Source organism: Haemophilus parainfluenzae, assembly GCF_900450995.1.
Lineage (GTDB): Bacteria > Pseudomonadota > Gammaproteobacteria > Enterobacterales > Pasteurellaceae > Haemophilus_D > Haemophilus_D parainfluenzae_O.
Map to the genome: position 1 here is coordinate 1,967,627 of NZ_UGHY01000002.1, position 23,415 is coordinate 1,991,041.

Genomic DNA, 23,415 nt, shown 5'->3' on the forward strand with positions numbered 1-23,415 from the left:
TTTTCCGATGCTTTATTTGAACAAATGATTAGCACCTTTATTAATACCAGTTTTATCCTAGGCGCAATAGTATTTGGATTAGCTTTACCGGGCTTATTGTTTTATCGACAAAAACCTGTTGTGTAAATAAATTGTTATTTTCACCAGCAATTAAATGTTTATTTAACGACCACATCGATGTTTATTTAATAACCACATTAATGTTTATTTTATAATCAAAAATGAGGATTTTTGATCTATATCAAATGTAATAATATTTTGAATACATTCCTTTTTTGATTTATTCTCAAAAAATAAAAATATTTGTTGGAGATAAATGTTAATCAAGTTTATAATAATCTAAGAATTATTTGTAATTCTATCAAATCTTAAACAACGTCTAGAAATGGTAAGTTGTAACATCCATTTCTCATCATATAAATAAATTCTCTACGGAAAGAATAATATGAACAAAATCTATAAGGTTCTTTGGAATCATGCTGCCCAAAATTGGGTGGTTACCTCTGAATTGGCTCGTGGAAACGTTAAATCTTCCACCAGCCAACTCACAAATCAACTTACCGATCAACCAACCAGCCAACTGAAAAAAAGCTTTACAATAGCCACACTAAGTGCGGTCATTATTGCGAGTTTATTCTCTACATCGGCTATGGCTGATGCAATGAACCGAAATTCGTGGGATAGCGCTGACGCCAGTACGGTTGTAATTGGTGAACAAAACGATGCCTCTGGTCCTGATGGTGGAGCATCAGCTCGCACGTATGGTTCAACTACCGATGGTAGAATAACCAATGTTCATCACTCTATCGCTATTGGTGGTAAAGCAACAGTAACTAATACTCAAAATGCTCTAGCCATTGGTTATAATGCTAAAATTAATTCAAAAACAAAAGGAAGTGTCGCTTTAGGTGCCCATTCACAAGTTAGTAATGTAAATACAGACCAAACGTCTCAATCAATCAACATTGGTGGTAAAAATTACGACTTTGCAGGGAAAGCAGATACAAATACATCTGTTCTTTCTATTGGTTCAGGTGGGCCTGTCCGGGATTGGAACGGACGCACAAACGATGGTCGAGGCCATTCTATAGATACTTATGACCGAGGTACTAATCGCTACAACGTTCGCCAAATTCAAAATGTGGCAGCAGGTCGTGTGGCAGTAAACTCAACCGATGGAATTAACGGTTCTCAACTTTATGCTGTAGTACAAGCGGTTAATGATTTGTCAAAAAATACTGCCTATGGTTGGAAAGTAACATCTGAAGGTGGAACAGGCTCAGGTGAACAAAGCGTTAACAACGGCGAGACTGTTACCTTTGCTGCTGGCAAAAACATGACAATTACGCAAGCTGGAAAAAAATTCACCTATGCGACCGCAGATGACGTCACCTTCAATAAAGTAACTGTTGGTGGCAATGAATTTAATACGAACGGCTTAACCATTGCAAGTGGCCCAAGTATGACCAAAACAGGGATCAATGCAGGTAATAAAACAATTACCAATGTAGCAAATGGTGTCAATAATAATGATGCGGTGAACGTATCCCAATTAAACGCTGCTAAAAGCAATGTTGCGGCAGGCACAAATGTTGCTAACGTAACAACTACAACTAATGCGGATCAAAGCAAAACTTACACCGTAAATGCGATTGGCACAAACGTAACTTCTAATAGTAATTTAATTACTGCAACTAAAACAGCTACGGCGAATAACACCAATAACCAAACCAATACTTATACCATTGGTTTAAAAACCAAAAATGTAACGGCGAATAAAGATTCCGGCAAATATGATGAAATACCAGCAACCGAAGGAGATGGTGTTGTTACCGCGAAGGCTTTATTAGAGGCACTAAAAAAAGCTGGCTGGAAATTACAAGCTAACGGTGTGGGTAATACGATAATTAAAGCTGGTGATGTGGTTAATTTTGTTAATGGTACGGGAACTACTGCATCAGTAACGTCATCAAATAAAGGGAATTCCATTAAATTTGATATTAACACATCAACTTTAACAGTATCCAAAGCAGGCACCACTACAGGTACTATTTCTGCCGATAAAGCTGGTGATTATTTTGCTAACGCAACAAGTGTTGCCACTGCAATTAATAGCGCGTTCTGGAGAGCTACGGCAACTGGTGCTGGTGGCGGAACTCGCGTAGAACAACCAATCCACGCTGGAGATCTAGTTACATTTAAAGGTGGCGATGGTATTAAAGTTGATCAAGATAAGGGAACTTTCACCTTTAGCCTTGATAAAGACTACATTAAAAAACACCCTGAATTTAAAGGCCCTAAAGGGGATAAAGGTGCACAGGGGGCTCGTGGTGAAAAAGGTGAAACCGGTGCGGCAGGTAAAAACGCTGTTGCAAGTGTTACCACAAATAACGATGGTACTCACACCATTAACATTACCGATGGTAATGGCGCCGTATCTTCTACTATCGTGAAAAACGGTGAAAAAGGTGAAAAAGGTGAAAAAGGTGAAAAAGGTGAAAAAGGTGAAACCGGTGCGGCAGGTAAAAACGCTACAGCTACTGTAGTTGATAACCATAATGGTACTCATACGTTCACTGTTACTAACCCTGATGGCTCTGAAACCCACACCACTATTAATGATGGTGCGAAAGGTGAAAAAGGTGAAAAAGGTGAAAAAGGTGAAACCGGTGCGGCAGGTAAAAACGCTGTTGCAAGTGTTACCACAAATAACGATGGTACTCACACCATTAACATTACCGATGGTAATGGCGCCGTATCTTCTACTATCGTGAAAAACGGTGAAAAAGGTGAAACCGGTGCGGCAGGTAAAAACGCTGTTGCAAGTGTTACCACAAATAACGATGGTACTCACACCATTAACATTACCGATGGTAATGGCGCCGTATCTTCTACTATCGTGAAAAACGGTGAAAAAGGTGAAAAAGGTGAAAAAGGTGAAAAAGGTGAAACCGGTGCGGCAGGTAAAAACGCTGTTGCAAGTGTTACCACAAATAACGATGGTACTCACACCATTAACATTACCGATGGTAATGGCGCCGTATCTTCTACTATCGTGAAAAACGGTGAAAAAGGTGAAAAAGGTGAAAAAGGTGAAAAAGGTGAAACCGGTGCGGCAGGTAAAAACGCTACAGCTACTGTAGTTGATAACCATAATGGTACTCATACGTTCACTGTTACTAACCCTGATGGCTCTGAAACCCACACCACTATTAATGATGGTGCGAAAGGTGAAAAAGGTGAAAAAGGTGAAAAAGGTGAAACCGGTGCGGCAGGTAAAAACGCTGTTGCAAGTGTTACCACAAATAACGATGGTACTCACACCATTAACATTACCGATGGTAATGGCGCCGTATCTTCTGCTACCGTGAAAAACGGTAAAGATGGTAAAAATGCTGTTGCTAACATCACTGAAAACAATGATGGCTCACATACTATTAACATCACCGATGGTAATGGCGCCGTATCTTCTACTATCGTGAAAAACGGTGAAAAAGGTGAAAAAGGTGAAAAAGGTGAAAAAGGTGAAACCGGTGCGGCAGGTAAAAACGCTGTTGCAAGTGTAACCAACAATAATGATGGAACACACACCATTAACATTACCGATGGTAATGGCGCCGTATCTTCTACTATCGTGAAAAACGGTGAAAAAGGTGAGAAAGGTGAAAAAGGTGAAACCGGTGCGGCAGGTAAAGACGGTAAAAACGCTATTGCAAGTGTCACCACAAATGAAGATGGCACTCACACCATCAACATCACCGATGGTAATGGCGCCGTATCTTCTGCTACCGTGAAAAACGGTAAAGATGGTAAAAATGCTGTTGCTAACATCACTGAAAACAATGATGGCTCACATACTATTAACATCACCGATGGTAATGGCGCCGTATCTTCTACTATCGTGAAAAACGGTGAAAAAGGTGAAAAAGGTGAAAAAGGTGAAAAAGGTGAAACCGGTGCGGCAGGTAAAAACGCTGTTGCAAGTGTTACCACAAATAACGATGGAACACACACCATTAACATTACCGATGGTAATGGCGCCGTATCTTCTACTATCGTGAAAAACGGTGAAAAACGGTGAAAAAGGTGAAAAAGGTGAAACCGGTGCGGCAGGTAAAAACGCTGTTGCAAGTGTTACCACAAATAACGATGGAACACACACCATTAACATTACCGATGGTAATGGCGCCGTATCTTCTACTATCGTGAAAAACGGTGAAAAAGGTGAAAAAGGTGAAAAAGGTGAAACCGGTGCTGCAGGTAAAGACGGTAAAAACGCTGTTGCAAGTGTTACCACAAATCAAGATGGCACTCACACCATTAACATTACCGATGGTAATGGCGCCGTATCTTCTACTATCGTGAAAAACGGTGAAAAAGGTGAAAAAGGTGAAACCGGTGCGGCAGGTAAAAACGCTGTTGCAAGTGTTACCACAAATAACGATGGAACACACACCATTAACATTACCGATGGTAATGGCGCCGTATCTTCTACTATCGTGAAAAACGGTGAAAAAGGTGAAAAAGGTGAAAAAGGTGAAAAAGGTGAAACCGGTGCGGCAGGTAAAAACGCTGTTGCAAGTGTTACCACAAATAACGATGGTACTCACACCATTAACATTACCGATGGTAATGGCGCCGTATCTTCTACTATCGTGAAAAACGGTGAAAAAGGTGAAAAAGGTGAAAAAGGTGAAAAAGGTGAAACCGGTGCGGCAGGTAAAAACGCTGTTGCAAGTGTAACCAACAATAATGATGGAACACACACCATTAACATTACCGATGGTAATGGCGCCGTATCTTCTACTATCGTGAAAAACGGTGAAAAAGGTGAGAAAGGTGAAAAAGGTGAAACCGGTGCGGCAGGTAAAGACGGTAAAAACGCTATTGCAAGTGTCACCACAAATGAAGATGGCACTCACACCATCAACATCACCGATGGTAATGGCGCCGTATCTTCTGCTACCGTGAAAAACGGTAAAGATGGTAAAAATGCTGTTGCTAACATCACTGAAAACAATGATGGCTCACATACTATTAACATCACCGATGGTAATGGCGCCGTATCTTCTACTATCGTGAAAAACGGTGAAAAAGGTGAAAAAGGTGAAAAAGGTGAAACCGGTGCGGCAGGTAAAAACGCTGTTGCAAGTGTTACCACAAATAACGATGGAACACACACCATTAACATTACCGATGGTAATGGCGCCGTATCTTCTACTATCGTGAAAAACGGTGAAAAAGGTGAAAAAGGTGAAAAAGGTGAAACCGGTGCGGCAGGTAAAAACGCTGTTGCAAGTGTTACCACAAATAACGATGGAACACACACCATTAACATTACCGATGGTAATGGCGCCGTATCTTCTACTATCGTGAAAAACGGTGAAAAAGGTGAAAAAGGTGAAAAAGGTGAAAAAGGTGAAACCGGTGCGGCAGGTAAAAACGCTGTTGCAAGTGTAACCAACAATAATGATGGAACACACACCATTAACATTACCGATGGTAATGGCGCCGTATCTTCTGCTATCGTGAAAAACGGTAAAGATGGTGAGAAAGGTGAGGATGGCAAAAATGCCGTTGCAAGTGTAACCAACAATAATGATGGAACACATACTATCAAGATTACCGATGGTAACAACAAGTCTACGACAACAATTGTTAAAGATGGTAAAGACGGTAAAAACGGCACTGGTGGTTCAGGCTCCAACTCAGATGATGGCTTGAAATTTACCGGCAATAATGAAGTTGTGAATAACAATAAGCTTAATAGCAAAGTTATTATCAAAGGCGAAGGTGTTTCTAAAGTGAAATCAGAAACATTCAAATCAGCTAAAGGTAATATCAATGTGAAAGCAGATGGTAACGCAACTTTAGAAATGCAATTAGCCAAAGATATTGATCTTGGTAACGACGGTTCCGTCACTACTGGTAATACCGTTATCAATAATAATGGTATTACAATAAATAATGCGGCTCCAAACAAAACTGTTTCTGTAACTGAAAACGGCTTGAATAACGGTGGTAATAGAATTATTAACGTTGCTCCGGGCATAAAAGGTACAGATGCAGTGAATGTGAACCAATTAAGAGGTGCGGTTAACAATATTCATAATGATATGAATAAAATGGATAAAAGACTCAGCGCGGGTATTGCAGGCGCAATGTCCTCAGCTAACTTATATCAAGCCACCTCTTCAGGTAAATCTATGCTTTCAGCTGGCGCTGGTACGTATAGAGGAGAAAGCGCAGTTGCAGTGGGTTACTCTCGCTTATCAGATAATGGTAAATTTGGGGTAAGATTCTCCGCGAATACAAACTCTCGTGGAGATGCAGGTGCTGCAGCAAGTGTTGGTTACCAATGGTAATCTAGCTTTTACCAAAAAAGCCTAATTATAAACCGCACTTTAAGTGCGGTTTATTTATGGCGATAATTTATTTCGATAATAAAAAACCGGCATCAGCCGGTTTTTTTTACTATTCTTGTGATTTTTTCTTTAGGTATTCATAAAGCTCATCTTTAATCCGTAATTTTTCTTTTTTCAAAGCCTCAATTTCCATATGAGTGGCGAGCTGAATGTTTTCCTGCATATTCTTAATTTCATGATCTAATTCGTTATGCTTTTCAAAAAACCGTTTCAACCATGTCCCGACTAGGGCGTTGGAAGGAATATTGTAAAAACGAGCTACTTTTCTGATACTCATTTTTCGATTCAAAATAGGTTGAAGAGCCTGTAATTTAAATTCGATTGTGTAGTGTTTACCCATAAAAAAATCTGCACCTCAATTGTTGGTTTGTTGAGTACAACTTTTGGGGGGCAGATTATTTTGACCGCACTTTTTTATTTCACCTCCGCACCTTTCAACCAGCGTCTGACCCAACTGCGGTTTGGCATTAAGTTATGAATCAGATCTTCGCTCATCGGTAAGGGCTCGCCATAAATTAAGGAAGCCAGTGTATCACCTAAAAACGGCGCAGAAGTTAATCCTCGTGAACCTAAGGCACCGATTAAATAGAGATTAGGGTAGTTTTCAGCTTGTTCTATTGGCTGTTTACGGCGTCGCAAATTAAACAAATTTTGATATTGTGTTTGCTGAGCAGAAAAATGAGGAACAGCGCCCATCATTGGCGTAAGATCACGTACCGAACAACGTACACCGATTCGAGCAAGATTACCCGATGTATCTACTTCTTTTGTCCACTCTTCAGGTATATTTTGCTGAATTTTTTGTTGGTTTTCTTGTTGTTCAGTTAGGTTAAATTCACGAGTCGCATTATCACGAACATGACTTGCACCAATACAATGACAGGCTTTCGTTTGATCGACTGGCGTCAGGTAGCCGTCATAGCACAACACGGTTTTGAGTTTAAGTAAATTTTCCGATGTCGGAATTTGGCTCACTTGTCCGCGAACTTGGTAGAGTGGCAGTTTTTGCGTTTGTTCAAACTCAGTGAGTTTATGCCCGTTTGCTAAAACAACCACTTCATGGCAGAAAGTTTCATTTTCAGCTGTGGTGATTTGCCAACCATTTTCTGTTTGAGAAAGTGCGGTTACTTTTTGTGATGTTTTAATCTGGACACCTTGTTTCTCTAAAAAGGCAAAAGCATGCTGAACTAACTGACGTGGTGTAAGCCAAGCACCTTGAGGGATAAAACCGCCACCAAAAGGTAACGGCAAACCTACTTTTTCGCTTAATTCAGTTTGACTTAATGACTGATATAAATCAGAAGGCAAATTCAGCTCAGCGATTTTATTTAATTTACTTTCTGTTTTGTCATTGTAAGAACAAAGCGCTACACCACAGAACTCATGTTCAAATTCGATTTGTTGTTGAATTGCCCATTGTAGGAATTGATGGCCATAGGCAAAAGCATGAATATAAAAACGAATATTGCGTTCGTTATCATCGCTCAGTTGTGGATAAAAAGCCCCTTGTTTATTGCCGGATGCATTGAGGGCAGTTTGCTCATCTTCGCAATAAATTGTGATTTTAGCCCCGCGTTTAACCAATGAAATGGCTGTACAAAGCGAAGCAATTCCACCACCAATAATGGCAATATCTTGTTCTTTGAGATTGGCGGGCTGACTATGAAACCAGGGCATAGAAAGTGCGGTCGGTTTTTCATGAATTTTTTGACCAGAAAGACATTCCCGTTTTTTACCAAAGCCTTTGCGTTTCTTAATATTAAAGCCTGCATTTTCTAAGCCTTTTCTAACCGCACTTGCCGCAGTGAAGGTCGCAAAGGTACCTTGTAGCTTGGTAAAACGAAACATTTGCTGATAAAGCTGCTCATTCCACATGTCGGGGTTTTTACTCGGTGCAAAACCATCTAAAAACCAAGCATTAATTTTACCATTCATATAATCGCCAAGTTGTGGCAGATTTTCAGCGACATCGCCAAACCAAAGATCTAACGTGGTTTCATCAAAATGAAAACGATAGCAACCTTGAATAGGATTAAGCCAATGCTGTTGCAAATGCAGAGCAAGACGAGAAAATTGCGGATAGGCTAAATGGGCTTGTCGTAATGCATCAAGTGGCAAAGGGTATTTTTCAAAAGAGATAAAATAAAGGCGTTTTAAAGGCGAATCTGGATATTTCTGGCGAAATTCAAGGAATAGCGTGGTCACCGCAAAGAAATTTAATCCTGTGCCAAATCCCGTTTCAGCAATAACAAAGTGGGCTTCTTGGTAATGAACCCAACGTTTCCACAACTGATTACCTTCTAAAAACACATAGTGGGTTTCCGCTAAACCATCTTGATTAGAAAAATACACATCATCAAATTTATCCGAAACAGGCGTATTCTCTTGGTTAAAATGAATTTTTGCGTGCTGAATGGTGAACATGTGTTAGCCCTTTTTTGCCTTATCAAATTCTTTTATAATAGCACGGAAATTTTGAGTCGGTTAAAACTTAACTGGTCGAACAAATGAATTATTGCTTGCAATATTTTCATTTCATAGTAAATTGCGTTCAGCTAACAACTGTAAGTTGAATTAAATTTCCCCTAACTCATAAGGAATAAAGAATGAAAAGAGCTGTAATTACTGGTTTTGGTATTATTTCAAGTATCGGTAACAACAAAGAAGAAGTTTTGGCTTCATTAAAAGCAGGTAAATCTGGTATTGAAGTCGTGCCTGAGTTTATTGAAATGAAAATGCGTAGCCATGTTGCCGGCACAATCAAACTTGATCCAAGCGAGCATATCGATCGTAAAGTGTATCGTTTTATGGGTGATGCGGCAGCTTATGCATACCTTTCTATGCGTGAAGCGATTGAAGATTCAGGTTTAACAGAAGATCAAGTTTCAAATGACCGTACAGGTCTGGTAATCGGTGCAGGTACTGGTTCAGCACATAACCAATTAGTGGCTTGTGATGCAGTGCGTGGTCCACGCGGTGTGAAAGCAATTGGTCCTTATGCAGTAACTAAAACCATGGCTTCAAGTGTGTCAGCTTGTTTAGCAACCCCTTACAAAATCCGTGGTGTGAACTACTCAATCAGCTCTGCTTGCGCAACATCTGCACACTGTATCGGTCACGCAGTTGAATTAATCCAATTAGGTAAACAAGATGTGGTTTTCGCTGGTGGTGCGGAAGAATTATCTTGGGAATGTGCAACTGAATTCGATGCAATGGGTGCGGTTTCAACTAAATACAATGATACCCCAGAAAAAGCGTCTCGTGCTTACGATGCAGACCGTGATGGTTTCGTTATCGCTGGTGGTGGCGCTGTTGTAGTGGTTGAAGAATTAGAACACGCATTAGCACGTGGCGCAAAAATCTACGCAGAAATCGTGGGCTATGGTGCAACCTCTGATGGTTACGACATGGTAGCGCCAAGTGGTGAAGGTGCAGAGCGTTGTATGAAACAAGCAATGGCAACGGTAGATACCCCAATTGATTACATCAACGTACACGGTACATCAACACCAGTTGGTGACGTAAAAGAATTAGGTGCAATCAAAAATGTATTTGGTGACAAAATCCCTGCAATTTCTTCTACCAAATCAATGACTGGTCACTCTTTAGGTGCTGCCGGTGCACACGAAGCAATCTATACCTTATTAATGCTACACAATGACTTTATTGCACCAAGCATTAATATCGAAACATTAGATGAAGCGGCAGAAGGCTGCAACATCGTGACTGAAACAAAAGAAAATGCAGGCTTACAAACTGTCATGTCAAACAGCTTTGGTTTCGGTGGTACAAACGCGACTTTAGTGTTCAAACGCTATAACGGCTAATTAAAAATCTCTTAAAATTTAACCGCACTTTGGATCTTCCAAGTGCGGTTTTTTCTTATAATCTCTCCCTTTCTCCTTACTCAGCAGAAAAATCAATACTTAAAATGTGATCCAGCTCAAAATTTTGAACAAAAGAATAAAAAATTTTTATTTTTATAAAACTCCATATAAAACTACGATTTTCTGCTTTTTATATTAATTATCTTTATTTAAATCTTAATATTTTTATTTTGTTAGTTTTTAATGCTTTTTAATTCGTTTTTTTAGACTTTTCTCATGCTGGACAAGCCGTTTTCTTTCGGTATGATGTTTCCATTGTTTTGACACGAATCGTAACAAATAAAAGTGTGGTCAGTTTTAGGAGTAAAATATGAAGAAATTATCCGGTGCGGAAATGGTGGTTCAGTCTTTGCGTGACGAAGGCGTTGAGTATTTATTTGGTTATCCAGGCGGTGCCGTATTGGATATTTATGATGCAATCCATACTCTTGGTGGGATTCAGCATATTTTAGTTCGTCATGAGCAAGCTGCGGTACATATGGCAGATGGTTATGCGCGTGCGACCGGTAAAGTGGGGTGTGTGTTAGTAACCTCAGGACCAGGTGCAACCAATGCGATTACGGGTATTTTGACTGCTTATACTGATTCGGTACCAATGGTGATCATTTCAGGTCAGGTAATGAGTAGCTTAATCGGTCGTGATGCGTTCCAAGAATGTGATATGGTGGGAATTTCTCGCCCAGTGGTTAAACATAGCTTTATCGTTAAAAAAGCAGAAGACATTCCAGGTATCTTGAAAAAAGCCTTTTATATCGCTTCAACAGGCCGTCCAGGTCCCGTTGTCGTAGATATTCCAAAAGATACCGTAAATCCAACTTTAAAATATCCTTACGAATATCCAAAATCTGTTGAGCTTCGTTCTTATAATCCAACGGTAAATGGTCATAAAGGTCAAATTAAGAAAGCATTAAAAGCATTATTAGTGGCTAAAAAACCGGTTTTATTCGTGGGTGGTGGTGCAATTGCGGCAGGCTGTCATGAAGAATTAACACAATTCGCACAACGTTTAAATTTACCGGTCACCTCATCGTTAATGGGTTTAGGCGTGTACCCAAGTACGGACAAACAATTTTTAGGCATGCTTGGGATGCACGGGACTTATGAAGCCAATACCGCGATGCATGAAAGTGATTTAATTCTTGGTGTTGGGGTGCGTTTTGATGACCGTACCACTAACAACTTAGATAAATATTGTCCGAATGCAAAAGTGATTCAGATTGATATTGACCCAACCTCTATTTCTAAAAACGTACCTGCGGCTATTCCAATTGTAGGTAACGCGAAAAATGTATTGGATGAATTCTTAAGCTTATTAGGTGAAGAAATCGGTTCATGTCCACAAAATCATTTAGAAGATTGGTGGAAACAAATCGATGAATGGAAAGCAAAAAAATGCTTGGATTTCGACCGCACTTCAGGCGTCATCAAACCACAGCAAGTGATGGAAGCAGTGTATCGCATTACAAAAGGCCAAGCTTATGTGGCATCGGATGTAGGGCAACACCAAATGTTTGCCGCATTGCATTATCCGTTTGATTTACCGCGTCGTTGGATCAATTCAGGTGGTGCTGGTACCATGGGCTTTGGTTTACCTGCTGCATTAGGGGTAAAACTTGCACATCCAGAAGCAACCGTCGTTTGCGTAACGGGTGATGGCAGTATTCAAATGAATATCCAAGAGCTTTCAACAGCAACACAATATGGCATTCCTGTTGTGGTGATTTGTTTGAACAACCACTTCTTAGGCATGGTAAAACAATGGCAAGATTTGATTTACTCTGGCCGCCATTCTCAAACTTACATGAATTCTTTACCAGATTTCGTGAAGTTAGCCGAATCTTATGGTCATGTGGGGATTCAAATTTCGACACCAGATGAATTAGAAAGCAAATTACAAGAAGCCTTCAGCATTAAAAATAAATTGGTCTTTGTTGATATTAACGTTGATGAAACCGAACACGTTTACCCAATGCAAGTTCGCGGCGGGGCGATGAATGAGATGATTTTAAGCAAACCACAAGAGGAGAAAGAATAATGCGTAGAATTTTATCTGTTTTATTAGAAAATGAATCCGGTGCATTATCTCGTGTGGTCGGCTTATTTTCCCAACGTGCATTTAACATTGAAAGCTTAACCGTGGCACCTACGGACGACCCAACTCTTTCTCGTATGACGATTGAAGCAGTAGGGGATGAGCAAGTGCTTGAGCAAATTGAAAAGCAGCTTCACAAATTAGTGGATGTGTTTAAAGTTATAAATTTGAGTGAGCATGACTACGTAGAGCGTGAAGTGTTATTAGTAAAAGTGCGTGCAACGGGTTCATCGCGTGATGAATTGAAACGTTTAGCCGATATCTTCCGTGGTCAGATTGTGGATGTAACAACAAAATCCTACACGATTCAATTAACGGGTACAAAAGATAAATTAGATGCTTTTGTTGAGGCTCTGAAAGAAGAAAGCACATTACTTGAAATTGTTCGTTCAGGGTTAATCAGTCTTTCTCGTGGTGAGAAGAATATTCTTTAATGGTATGGAAAGTAATCATCACCCATTTAAACCAAAATTGGTTCACATTGACTTCAAACGTGCGTAATTTGTATTAATACGGTTTATGTAAGTTAAAAAAAAGCTCGTCAAATTTGACGGGCTTTTTTGTTTTTATAAATAATTATTTTTCACAATATATTAGCGATATAGCATGCAAATGTTTACATATGTAAACATTGGGTTAAATTACTTGACTTATGTTTTTTCGCTGTTACCATGCCAGTGTATTATCATGTATAGAGCGGTTTATGATAAATAAGTCGCTCTAATTTTTTATAATCTTTTAACTTTTAAATAGGAAAGAAATCTATGAATCAAATTTTCCGTGTAATCTGGAATCACGCAACACAATCTTGGGTTGCCGTTTCTGAATTAACTAAAGCGCATAAAAAACAAAGTCGTAACTCACTGAAAGCGGTATTAGGTGGGGCATTAGTGTTGTTGAGCATTAACACTGCTGAAGCAGCTGCAGTAGGTATTGAAAGTACGAATGGCGCCACTATTGTTGCGGGTGATACAAAGACTGGTCCCGATGGGGTTTCTATCGGTGTTGGTACTGATACAAGTGCAGGGGCTAATAATGTTGCTATTGGCAAGAATGCTAAGGTAGGTAATGATGCTAAAGGCCGTACTCAGCCTTCAGGACAATCGGTGGCTATTGGCGGTGGTAACCTACCTCATGAAGGTGCTCGTGCCCTTGGCCAGCAATCTGTTGCCATAGGTGGTAATACTATTGCAGAGGGTAACTCCTCGATTGCTATCGGTAATGATGACGTAGATGCAGCAGTAACAGTGTCCACAACATATACAAATTCTGATGGAAATACAGTAAGAGGCACTATTGGTGAAGCCTATACAAACCTTACAGGTAAAAACCTACATACCGATGGTGGACGTTATAAAGATACTAAATCTGGTGAAGCAGCTGTGGCTATTGGTGTAAAAGCGCAAGCTGGAGATATTTCTGTAGCGCTTGGTACAGGTGCGGCTGCAGAGAAAGTGAATGCGGTTGCACTGGGTTCTGGTGCGAGCGCAACATTTGATAACTCTGTAGCACTGGGTGGCGGTTCCACGACAGATAAAGAGGGTACGAAACAAACATCTGTAACAGTTAATGGACATACATATAATTGGAGTGGTGGTTCCACAACTAGTAAAGGTGACGTGGTATCTATTGGTAAAGCAGGTTATGAACGTCAGTTAAAGAACGTAGCCGCTGGTGAAGTATCTGAAACTTCCACTGATGGTATTAATGGTTCTCAGTTATATGGCATTTTGAATAACATGACGATAGATCCAACATTCTTATATGCCGGTGATGATGCTAATAAAGGGGAAGTAACAGGCGCGGATGCTGATGCAAAAAAAGCTGATGCAAAAACGAAAAAAATCGTTGTTAGAAGCATGAAAGATGGCCGTTTGAATCTGTTGGGCGGTGCAACCGGTGAATTGTCAGACAACAACATCGGTGTAAATTATGACAACGAAAACACCATAAAATTTAAACTGGCAAAGGCATTAACAGGCTTAACCAGCACTGATGTTGGCGGCATTGTAACCAATGCTGGCGGCATTAATATGAACAATAAATCAATCACGAATTTAGCAGCGGGAACGAATTCAACTGATGCAGTTAATAAATCACAGTTAGATAAAGTCGCAACGAATAATATTAAACTTGGCGGTGATTCAGGAACTACTGATGCTCAGCAGCTAGATAAAACTGGTGGTTTACAATTTAATGTGAAAGGTACAAATGGCTTAACTACAACAGCCAGCGGTACGGATGTAACCGTTAAATTAGATGATGCCACGAAAGCAGCTGTAGATTCAATTGCGAATAAAATTGAAAATAACAAAATCAAACTATCCGCGACAAATGATTCAACTTCAACCGATCAACAAGATTTAAATAAATCGGGAGGAATTGAATTTAAGGTCAAAGGTGACAATGGATTAACTGCATCTGCGTCAGGTGATACCGTTACATTAAAATTGGATGATGCGACAAAAGCTAAAGTAGATTCAGTTGATAGTAAAATCGGCGACAATAACATCTCTTTAGGAAGTGATTCAGGAAGTACTGATGCACAGGCATTAACAAATACAGGTGGAATGAAGTTTAATATCAAAGGTGAAAATGGCTTAACTACAACCGCAAGTGGTAAGGATGTAACCGTTAAATTGGATGATACTACCAAAGATAAAATTGATAACGCAGCGGATAAAGATTTAAGCAACATCACTCCTGCTGGTAAAAAACAAATCAAAGATCAGGTAACTTGGAAAGCGAAAGCTAATAATTCTGGAATCGCCTTGACTGAAGATACGGTTGATGACAATGATACCGCTGAAACTATTGGTGCAGACGGTACATTAACGCTAGATGCAGGTAAGAACCTACGTTTACAACGTAAAGGTAAAGTATTCACTTATGGATTAGAGTCTAATTTAACGGGTATCAACAGCATCACTGGTTTAGCTAACACCTTGCCAGTAACGAAAAATGATGCTGCGGCACCAACAACAAATCAAGCAGCACCAACCAAAGTAGATGGAACAAAAGCTGCGTCTGTAAATGATATTTTAAATGCCGGTTGGAATTTAAAAGAAAATGGTGCAGAAAAAGATTTCGTTAAAGCTTATGACACAGTGAATTTTGTGAATGGTACCGGCACAACTGCGAATGTAACAGTCACTGAAAACGGTGCTGTAAGTGCGGTTAAATTTGATGTGAAAAAAACAACGATTGCCGAGGATACAGCTAAACCAGGTACGATGAAAGCAGGTGATACAGGAGATAGCTTTGCAACAGCGAATGATGTTGCAAATGCGATTAACAACGCATACTGGACTGCAACTTCTGAGAATGATGGTGGAGTATTAGAGGGTAATAAGACAGAAGAAAAAGTTAAAGCTGGCGATAAAGTCACATTTAAAGCAGGCGAAAACATCAAGTTAAAACAAGCTGGTAAGGATTTTACTTATTCTTTAAATCCTGTGTTAAGTAACATTACAAGCATTGGTGGTCATGGTACGACAATGACCTTTAAAGATGCTGGTGTAGATTTGGGTGGTAAAAAAATCACCAATATTGCTCCAGGCACAGATGGTACGGATGCCGTGAATAAATCACAATTAGATACAGCAGTGCAAGAAGTGGCAGCGAAACCATTATCATTTTCTGGTGATAATAAAGAAGCTGGAAAATTTGACCGCACTTTGGGTACTGAGGTTAAAATTGTTGGTGGTGAAACAGAGGCATCTAAATTATCCGATAACAACATTGGTGTGATTGGGAATAAAACTGATACTTTAACGGTTAAATTAGCGAAGTCGTTAAAAGGGTTGAGTGATGTTGAAGTAAAAGATGATGCTGGCAACACCACGAATATTACTCCAAATGGGATCACTATTTCACAACCAGAGAAAAATGGTAAGAAACCTGACAATGTATCTTTGACAAAAGACGGTTTAAATAACGGTGGTCAAAACATCACTAATGTAGCGGGCAACTTGCCAGGTGCGAAAAAAGATACAACTGCACCAACTACAGCTTCTGAAGGTCCGTCAGCAACAGACTTGCCGAATATTACAAATAATGCGGCAACTGTGGGAGATGTATTGAATGCCGGTTGGAATTTACAAAATAATGGTGAAGCGAAGGATTTTGTAAAACCTTATGACACCGTAAACTTTGTAGATGGCAAAGGTACCAAAGCTGTGGTAGAAACCACACCAAATGGTACAACAAGTAAAGTGAAGTTTGACATTGATACTGTTGACATGACTTCAAACCCAAATGGTACAGTTAAGAACCCGATGGGTGATAATGTTAAACAGTTATTAGACGATTTAGCTGCAGCGAAAAAAGCAGTGGCAGACAATCCTGATGATGAAGCAGCAAAAGCAAAACTTAAGGATGCGGAAGATGCTGTAAATAAAGCAGGTGGCAACAAAATTGCAACGGCACAAAACGTTGCTAACATGATTAACAATTCAGGCTTTACATTAAAAGCGGATAAAACAGATGGTCAAAATGAGACCTCTGATGAAACTCTTAAGAAAGATGGAGAGTTAATCAAACCAGGTTCAACCGTAACGATGAAAGCGGGTAAAAACATGACCGTTAAGCATGAAGCAAACGGCAATATTACCTATGCAACAGCATCAAATGTTACTTTTGATAGTGTTCAGTTTGGTGAGAATGGTCCTAAGATCACTAATAAAGATGGAAACATCAATGTTGGTGATAAAGATGGAAAACCTACACAAATTACAGGTGTCGCTTCATCATTGAAAACGACACCAGTAGAAACCACGCCAAATGGTAAGGACGGGGCTAAACCTGAATCTAAACCTAATCTTATTGATTTAGCAAACGCAACTACGCCAAATGCAGCTGCAACAGTAGGTGATTTGCAGAATATGGGTTGGGTTGTTGGTGCGCCTGAAAATGGTTATGTAGATACTGTGAAGAATGCAAATAAAGTAGACTTTAAAGGTGAAAACGGTATTTCTGTAACGGGTAAAACAAATAAAGAGGGCGTTCGTGAAATCACCATCTCTGTTGCTGAAGGTAAAGTAACAAATGATGTGACTGTTACTAAAGCTGATGGCAAAGTTATAGATGCTGTAAAAGGTCCTGATGGTAAACTTTATAAGAAAGGTCCGGATGGTAAGCCAGATACTTCTGAAGAAATTACTCTTGCTGAAGGAGATAAGGTTAACAACGAAGGTTCTAAATTTGTAAGTGGTAACGCTGTTGCTACAGCTATTCAAGAATCTGGATGGAACATTGGAAAAGCTGATGCTAAAGATGTGACTAAAGCATTTGAAAAAGAAGCCAAAGTTCATGACAAAGTAAATCCTAATGATGATGTTAAATTCGTAGATGGTCAAAATACAGTAGTAAAAATGGTCACTGTGGATGCAAAAAATGAGAATGGTTCGAAAAAAGCGACAACTTTTGTTAAGGTGGATGTAACAGGCTTACCAGTTCAATATACTGATAAGAATGGCACGCCAGTGACTAAAGTAGGTGATAAATACTTCACGGTTGATAAGGATGGTAACCCAACTACAACAGAAGTGAAACCTGCAGATTTAACCACTAACATGGTTAATCCTGCTGCTGCACCTAATAAAATTGGTGAACCAACGACATTGGGTAATGTGAAATCTAACTTGCCTGAAACTAAGAATGGTAATAACCCTACATTGAATCAGACAGCACCAACAGATGAAGACGCTGATAAAGTTAAAAATAATGCAGCAACCGTATCTGATGTGTTGAATGCAGGTTGGAACCTACAAAACAATGGTAAAGCGAAGGATTTTGTAAAACCTTATGACACCGTAAACTTTGTAGATGGTAAAGGCACTAAAGCTGTTGTAAAAACTGAAGAAGATGGCACAACAAGCAACGTGAAGTTTGACATTGATACAGGTAGCATCACCAATAATGCCGATGGTAGCGTTCAAGGCCCAGTTACGTCTGAAATGCAGGATGCATTAAAGGATGCAAAAGATGCATATAATAGCTTACCACCTAATGCACCAGAAGCAGTACGTAAGGCTGCTGAACAAGCAGTTGCAGACGCTGAAAATAATATTGCAAATGCTAAAAATAAAGTGGCAACAGCACAAGATGTAGCAGATGCAATTAACAAGTCAGGCTTTACATTAACCACTTCAGCAAATGGTGGAGAGAAAATTTCAGGTACGCCAGAAGTGATCAATCCAGGTAAAAAAGTTGAAATGGTTGCAGGTAAAAATATGACCGTGAAACAAGAGTCTAACGGTAAAGTGACTTACGCAACTGCTTCTAATGTAACCTTTGACAGTGTTCAATTCGGTGATAATGGTCCTAAGATTACTAACAATGGTGGAAATATCCATGTTGGTACAGCGACAGGCGCACCAACTAAGATTACAGGCGTAGCACCAGGTGAAATTTCAGCAACTTCAAAAGATGCGGTAAATGGTAGCCAGTTACATGCGATGGGCAATAAGTTACAGGGCCAAATTAATAAATTAGGCAACCGTATGAATGCGGGCATGGCGACTTCTGCAGCGATGGCAAACTTATTACAACCGCATAAACCGGGTCAATCTGTGGCAACAGCAGGTGTTGGTCAACACAAAAACCAATCTGCGGTAGCAGTGGGTTACTCTCGTATTTCTGATAACGGTAAATACGGTATTCGTTTCTCAATGGGTGCTAACACTCAAGGTGAAGTGACCAGTGGTGCAGCAGTAGGATACTTCTGGTAATCTAACCGCACTTTATAGTGGATAAATTAAAGGGCTAAGTTCTGTAAATAGGACTTAGCCCTTTTAGTTTGATATAAAAATAAGATAAAAAAAGACCGCACTTTTAAAACGAAAAAAGGAAGTTATGATTGACTTCCTTTTTGTTTATTCTGAATGGATATTAGGCTTCAGATTTATTAGTTAATGCGATATATAAGCTAATACGAGCGAGTGAGGCAGAACCACCACGAGGTTTAAATTCCTTAGATAAGAATGCACTGGCGAGTGTACCTAAAACTAATCCTATGAGTTCTGGGCGAAGGTATTGTAATGGGGCTGCGTGATGTAATCCAAGCGATCCGGCTGTATCGCGTAAGAAACAAGCTGCACAAAATCCCATATTACCAAGATTGCCATTGTAAGTGAGAAGTGGCGCAACGATACCAAGTGCAGCACCTGCAACCACAGGCCAAGTTAAAATTTTCATAATTAGAGCCTTGTGATATCTGAAGTTAAATTGAATTGTGTGTTTTTAATAATAAAAACAAAGGTATTGTAGAAAGAGTTGAAAAATAAAGAAAGTTTATTTTTTTGAAATTGTGAGCAAGATCAATAATTTGATATTAATAACGTTTAAAGCCATCTTCCCAAATGCAATTCCACAATATCGACTAAATGTCGAAGAAATGTGGTGTCTTGGTCATTGTGAAAACGGTCTGTGTCTCGAGATTTGAAGAGTAAAAGTGCGGTTGGTTTTTGCGGTGTTCCACCCAAACGGCAAATCGCCACAGAGCCGATAGGGAGTTCTTCAGGAAGGAACATGAGGGCTTTTTCTTTATTGGAGAGATCACCTAAATAGAATTGGCGTAAGCCCATACGCTCTAGGCGAATGAGTTCAAAGGCTTTTCGGTCTAGCCAATGTTGTTCAGGAATAGTCGTATTTTTTTGCCAGCTATCTGTGAAAAGTAAGATTTTGGCACCTTCTAGCTCATAGCCTTTTGCCCAGTCATCTAACTTTTCATTGATGGCGATAAAGTCTTCTGTTTGAAATAGTTTTTTCTGCAAAGGCAAAAGAGCAAAGAAGATATCGGCTTCTTGATGAGCAAGCTGATGAAATTTTTCGAGGAGTTGAGTAAGCATTTTGATTTGTTCTCGTTGCTGCGCAAGCTGTGCTTCGACTAACGAAATCGTCCCGTCTTCATGCCTATGAGGAATAGTAAGCTGTTGGAGTAATTCAGGGCGATGGGTAAAAAAATCAGGGTGATTTTTTAGATAGTCAACAATATCTTGCTCAGTCATCAAAAACTCCTTAAAAAATAACCGCACTTGGTTGTGCCAAAGTGCGGTTTATTTTTATGCTGTTTTAGGCCGCAAATGGATCGCGTAAAATCATTGTTTGAACACGATCTGGACCCGTTGAAAGGATAGCCACTGGCACGCCAGTTACTTCTTCGATACGTTTGATGTAATTACGGCAAGTTTGCGGTAATTTATTTACATCAGTCACACCAAAGGTGTTTTCTTTCCAGCCAGGTAAAGTCTCGTAAATTGGCTCTACGCCTTCCCAATCTTTCGCTGCTAATGGTGCGTATTCAACGATTTCGCCATTTGGCATTTTGTAAGCGGTACAGATTTTCACTTCATCGAAACCATCTAATACGTCTAATTTAGTCATACAGAAGCCAGAAATCGAGTTCAGTTGAATTGCACGGCGAATGGCTACTGCATCAAACCAACCACAACGACGAGGACGACCAGTTACAGCACCAAATTCGTTACCTTTACGTGCAATTTCAGCACCAGTTTCATCGAATAATTCTGTGGTGAATGGACCGCCACCAACACGTGTACAGTATGCTTTGATGATACCTAACACATAATCAAGGTTACGAGGACCGAAACCAGAACCTGTTGCTACGCCGCCTGCCGTGGTGTTAGAACTAGTTACATACGGATAGGTGCCGTGGTCGATATCAAGCATCGTACCTTGTGCACCTTCGAATAGGATGTTGTCGCCATTTTTGCGAGCAGTATCTAAGATGGTTGTGATATCTGCCACCATGCTAGTAATAATATCAGCTACCGCGAATACATCGTCTAATGTTTTTTGATAATCAACAGGTTCTACTTTGTAGTAGTTCACCAATTGGAAATTATAGTATTCAAGGATATTTTTTAATTTTTCAGCAAAGGCTTCGCGATTGAATAAATCACCCACGCGTAAACCACGACGAGCCACTTTATCTTCATAAGCGGGGCCGATACCACGACCGGTTGTACCAATAGCTTTTTTGCCTAACGCGGCCTCACGAGCGTGATCCATTGCAACGTGATAAGGTAGGATTAATGGACAAGCTTCTGAAATTAATAAACGTTGACGTACTTTTACGCCACGGCTTTCTAATTCACCCATTTCTTGCATTAATGCAGCAGGAGAAAGTACCACACCGTTACCGATTAAACAGGTCACGTTATCACGTAAAATACCTGATGGAATTAAGCGTAATACCGTTTTTTCACCATTAATAATTAAAGTGTGACCTGCATTATGGCCACCTTGGTAACGCACCACATATTTAACACGATCTGTTAATAAATCAACGATCTTGCCTTTTCCTTCATCGCCCCACTGAGCACCAAGAACAACAACACTTTTTCCCATAATTTCCGCCTTAAGTTTGCGTAAGTTTATAAATTAGACAAACGATTACTTTACTCTTTTTTAGCTGTAATCTCAAATCTTAAACGTAAAAAGTGCGGTTATTTTTAACCGCACTTTCTGTAAATTTTTTATTCAAATAAAGATTTGTGTAATGAACGAACAACATCATCTGCTTTGTCACTTTGCGCGAGCATACAAATATTATTGGTGCTTGCTCCATAGCTAATCATGCGGATGTTATAGACTTCAAGGGTGTCAAAAATACGTTTTGCTACGCCAGAAGCGAGATGTAAGTCATTGCCAATTAATGCGACAAGCGATAAGCCTGTATCGACTTTCACAGTGCAGTATTGACTTAATTCTTCTAATAATTCCGGAGAAAGTAATTCGACGCCAGATGACGCTGAGCCAGTTTTATCTAAGGTTAATGCAATGCTTACCTCAGAGGTTGTGATCGTATCCACTGAAATTTTATATTTCGCTAAGATAGTGAATACATTCGCCAGGAAGCCCTGTGCATGTAGCATACTGAGACTTGAAAGCGTTAGTAGGGTTTGATCGCGACGTAATGCAATTGCACGGAATGTTGGGCGAGGTTGCGGATCACGAGTAACCCAAGTACCGCCAGCTTCAGGTGCTTTACTTGAAGCTACATAAACCGGGATATTACTGCGCACAGCAGGAAGCAATGTTGCAGGGTGTAATACTTTCGCCCCAAAGGTTGCCATTTCAGCTGCTTCAGCAAAGCTCATTGTATCAATACGTTGTGCATTTGGTACGATACGTGGATCGGTCGTATAAATTCCTGCTACATCCGTCCAAATTAAGACATCTTTTGCGTTTAATACTTCTGCTAAAAGTGCAGCAGAGTAGTCACTACCACCACGACCTAAAGTAGTCGTTTTACCGCCCGGTTCACGACCGATAAAACCTTGGGTGATGACTAATTCACCTCGGTCGATTAATGGTTTTAATAAGTTATCGCAATTTGTTTGGGTTTGAGCGTCATCTGGTGCCGCTTTACCAAAGTTATCATTAGTTGCCACTAAAGTACGCACATCGACCCAAGTTGCAGTGGTTTGTAATTCTCTTAATACCTCAATGAAAATTTGCGTTGACATCATTTCACCATGACTAATGAGTTCATCAGTTAAAGCAAGTGATGTTGCAAGGCTAGCTGCTTCAGAAAGTGCGGTAATATTTTCTAAGTATTTTTCAATGACAGGGCGAACACGGCTGTCGTCTTTTAATTCATTTAAAATATTTTCTTGAATTTGGCGGACTTCACCAATTAATTTTGCGCGTTCTTCAGCTTCTACGCCATTGGCTAAGGCTACTAATAAGTTTGTGACACCAGCGGATGCAGAAAGTACCACAACGCGAGTATTAGGATCTGCAATGACGATTTTGGCACAAGCTTGCATAGCTGAATAGTTGGCAACAGATGTACCGCCAAATTTTGCTACCGATAAATGAGACATAAGATAATCCTCTAAAAATGAAAAGTAAGATGTTGTGTTTTATGATGGCTATTAGAAATAGCGATTTAAGTAAAAATTGTCAAATAAATATGATAAAAAATGGTATAAAAATCTTTTAAATTAGATCTTTTTTGATTAAACAGGGTAAAAATTAAAGA

11 protein-coding genes and 2 pseudogenes are annotated in these 23,415 nt (G+C 39.8%); 7 read left to right on the forward strand and 6 right to left on the reverse strand.

The window, feature by feature from the left end; genetic code table 11:
- The 3 genes and pseudogenes from DX522_RS11755 to DX522_RS10030 all read left to right on the forward strand — a co-directional run.
- Nucleotides 1-126, forward strand: a pseudogene (locus DX522_RS11755) (threonine/serine exporter); the annotation flags it as partial.
- Between the two features lie 319 nt (nucleotides 127-445).
- On the forward strand, nucleotides 446-4,081 hold the full coding sequence (locus tag DX522_RS10025; RefSeq protein ID WP_115180688.1) for a beta strand repeat-containing protein: 3,636 nt from the start codon (nucleotides 446-448) through the stop codon (nucleotides 4,079-4,081).
- The gene (locus tag DX522_RS10030; RefSeq protein ID WP_115180689.1) at nucleotides 4,068-6,365 is read left to right on the forward strand and encodes a YadA family autotransporter adhesin; all 2,298 of its coding nucleotides are present in this window, start codon (nucleotides 4,068-4,070) and stop codon (nucleotides 6,363-6,365) included. Before DX522_RS10025 ends, DX522_RS10030 begins: the two co-directional genes overlap by 14 nt.
- 109 nt (nucleotides 6,366-6,474) lie before the next feature.
- Here DX522_RS10030 and DX522_RS10035 read toward each other — a convergent pair whose 3' ends face one another.
- A complete protein-coding gene (locus DX522_RS10035; RefSeq protein ID WP_075916445.1) occupies nucleotides 6,475-6,669 on the reverse strand; it encodes a YdcH family protein in 195 nt (64 codons plus the stop codon).
- A 170-nt stretch (nucleotides 6,670-6,839) separates the two neighbouring features.
- Entirely contained in the window at nucleotides 6,840-8,849 is a 2,010-nt protein-coding gene (mnmC, locus tag DX522_RS10040) for a bifunctional tRNA (5-methylaminomethyl-2-thiouridine)(34)-methyltransferase MnmD/FAD-dependent 5-carboxymethylaminomethyl-2-thiouridine(34) oxidoreductase MnmC (protein WP_115180690.1), read from the reverse strand.
- A 182-nt stretch (nucleotides 8,850-9,031) separates the two neighbouring features.
- On the opposite strand from mnmC, the gene fabB reads away from it, so the two are divergent.
- The 4 genes from fabB (at nucleotide 9,032) to DX522_RS10060 (ending at nucleotide 19,135) form a co-directional block, all read left to right on the forward strand.
- Nucleotides 9,032-10,252, forward strand: a complete 1,221-nt coding sequence (fabB, locus tag DX522_RS10045; RefSeq protein ID WP_005695877.1) for a beta-ketoacyl-ACP synthase I — start codon at nucleotides 9,032-9,034, stop codon at nucleotides 10,250-10,252.
- A 370-nt stretch (nucleotides 10,253-10,622) separates the two neighbouring features.
- Nucleotides 10,623-12,347 (forward strand): acetolactate synthase 3 large subunit, encoded by a 1,725-nt coding sequence (locus DX522_RS10050; protein WP_115180691.1) that lies wholly within the window; start codon nucleotides 10,623-10,625, stop codon nucleotides 12,345-12,347.
- Nucleotides 12,347-12,838, forward strand: coding sequence for an acetolactate synthase small subunit (ilvN, locus tag DX522_RS10055; protein ID WP_075875366.1), 492 nt, complete (start codon nucleotides 12,347-12,349; stop codon nucleotides 12,836-12,838). The genes DX522_RS10050 and ilvN overlap by 1 nt, the downstream gene beginning before the upstream one ends.
- 330 nt (nucleotides 12,839-13,168) lie before the next feature.
- The gene (locus DX522_RS10060) at nucleotides 13,169-19,135 is read left to right on the forward strand and encodes an ESPR-type extended signal peptide-containing protein (RefSeq protein WP_115180692.1); all 5,967 of its coding nucleotides are present in this window, start codon (nucleotides 13,169-13,171) and stop codon (nucleotides 19,133-19,135) included.
- Between the two features lie 193 nt (nucleotides 19,136-19,328).
- Here DX522_RS10060 and DX522_RS10065 read toward each other — a convergent pair.
- The 4 genes and pseudogenes from DX522_RS10065 to lysC form a co-directional block, all read right to left on the reverse strand.
- A pseudogene (locus DX522_RS10065) lies at nucleotides 19,329-19,601 on the reverse strand (YedE-related selenium metabolism membrane protein); the annotation flags it as partial.
- Between the two features lie 146 nt (nucleotides 19,602-19,747).
- Nucleotides 19,748-20,413 carry a DUF484 family protein gene (locus DX522_RS10070; RefSeq protein ID WP_049362861.1) on the reverse strand — a complete coding sequence of 222 codons (666 nt, stop codon included), beginning with the start codon at nucleotides 20,411-20,413 and terminating at the stop codon, nucleotides 19,748-19,750.
- A 64-nt stretch (nucleotides 20,414-20,477) separates the two neighbouring features.
- Nucleotides 20,478-21,776 carry an adenylosuccinate synthase gene (gene purA, locus DX522_RS10075; RefSeq protein WP_049362863.1) on the reverse strand — a complete coding sequence of 433 codons (1,299 nt, stop codon included), beginning with the start codon at nucleotides 21,774-21,776 and terminating at the stop codon, nucleotides 20,478-20,480.
- Nucleotides 21,777-21,904: 128 nt separating this feature from the next.
- Nucleotides 21,905-23,257, reverse strand: a complete 1,353-nt coding sequence (lysC, locus tag DX522_RS10080; protein ID WP_049362865.1) for a lysine-sensitive aspartokinase 3 — start codon at nucleotides 23,255-23,257, stop codon at nucleotides 21,905-21,907.
- Nucleotides 23,258-23,415: the final 158 nt, after the last annotated feature.

Excerpts from the sequence above, each read along its gene's own strand:
- fabB (WP_005695877.1), top strand. The coding sequence starts at position 9,032 with ATGAAAAGAGCTGTAATTACTGGTTTTGGTATTATTTCAAGTATCGGT.
- purA (WP_049362863.1), bottom strand. The coding sequence starts at position 21,776 with ATGGGAAAAAGTGTTGTTGTTCTTGGTGCTCAGTGGGGCGATGAAGGA.
- lysC (WP_049362865.1), bottom strand. The coding sequence starts at position 23,257 with ATGTCTCATTTATCGGTAGCAAAATTTGGCGGTACATCTGTTGCCAAC.
- ilvN (WP_075875366.1), top strand. The coding sequence starts at position 12,347 with ATGCGTAGAATTTTATCTGTTTTATTAGAAAATGAATCCGGTGCATTA.
- mnmC (WP_115180690.1), bottom strand. The coding sequence starts at position 8,849 with ATGTTCACCATTCAGCACGCAAAAATTCATTTTAACCAAGAGAATACG.
- DX522_RS10060 (WP_115180692.1), top strand. The coding sequence starts at position 13,169 with ATGAATCAAATTTTCCGTGTAATCTGGAATCACGCAACACAATCTTGG.
- DX522_RS10050 (WP_115180691.1), top strand. The coding sequence starts at position 10,623 with ATGAAGAAATTATCCGGTGCGGAAATGGTGGTTCAGTCTTTGCGTGAC.
- DX522_RS10025 (WP_115180688.1), top strand. The coding sequence starts at position 446 with ATGAACAAAATCTATAAGGTTCTTTGGAATCATGCTGCCCAAAATTGG.
- DX522_RS10070 (WP_049362861.1), bottom strand. The coding sequence starts at position 20,413 with ATGACTGAGCAAGATATTGTTGACTATCTAAAAAATCACCCTGATTTT.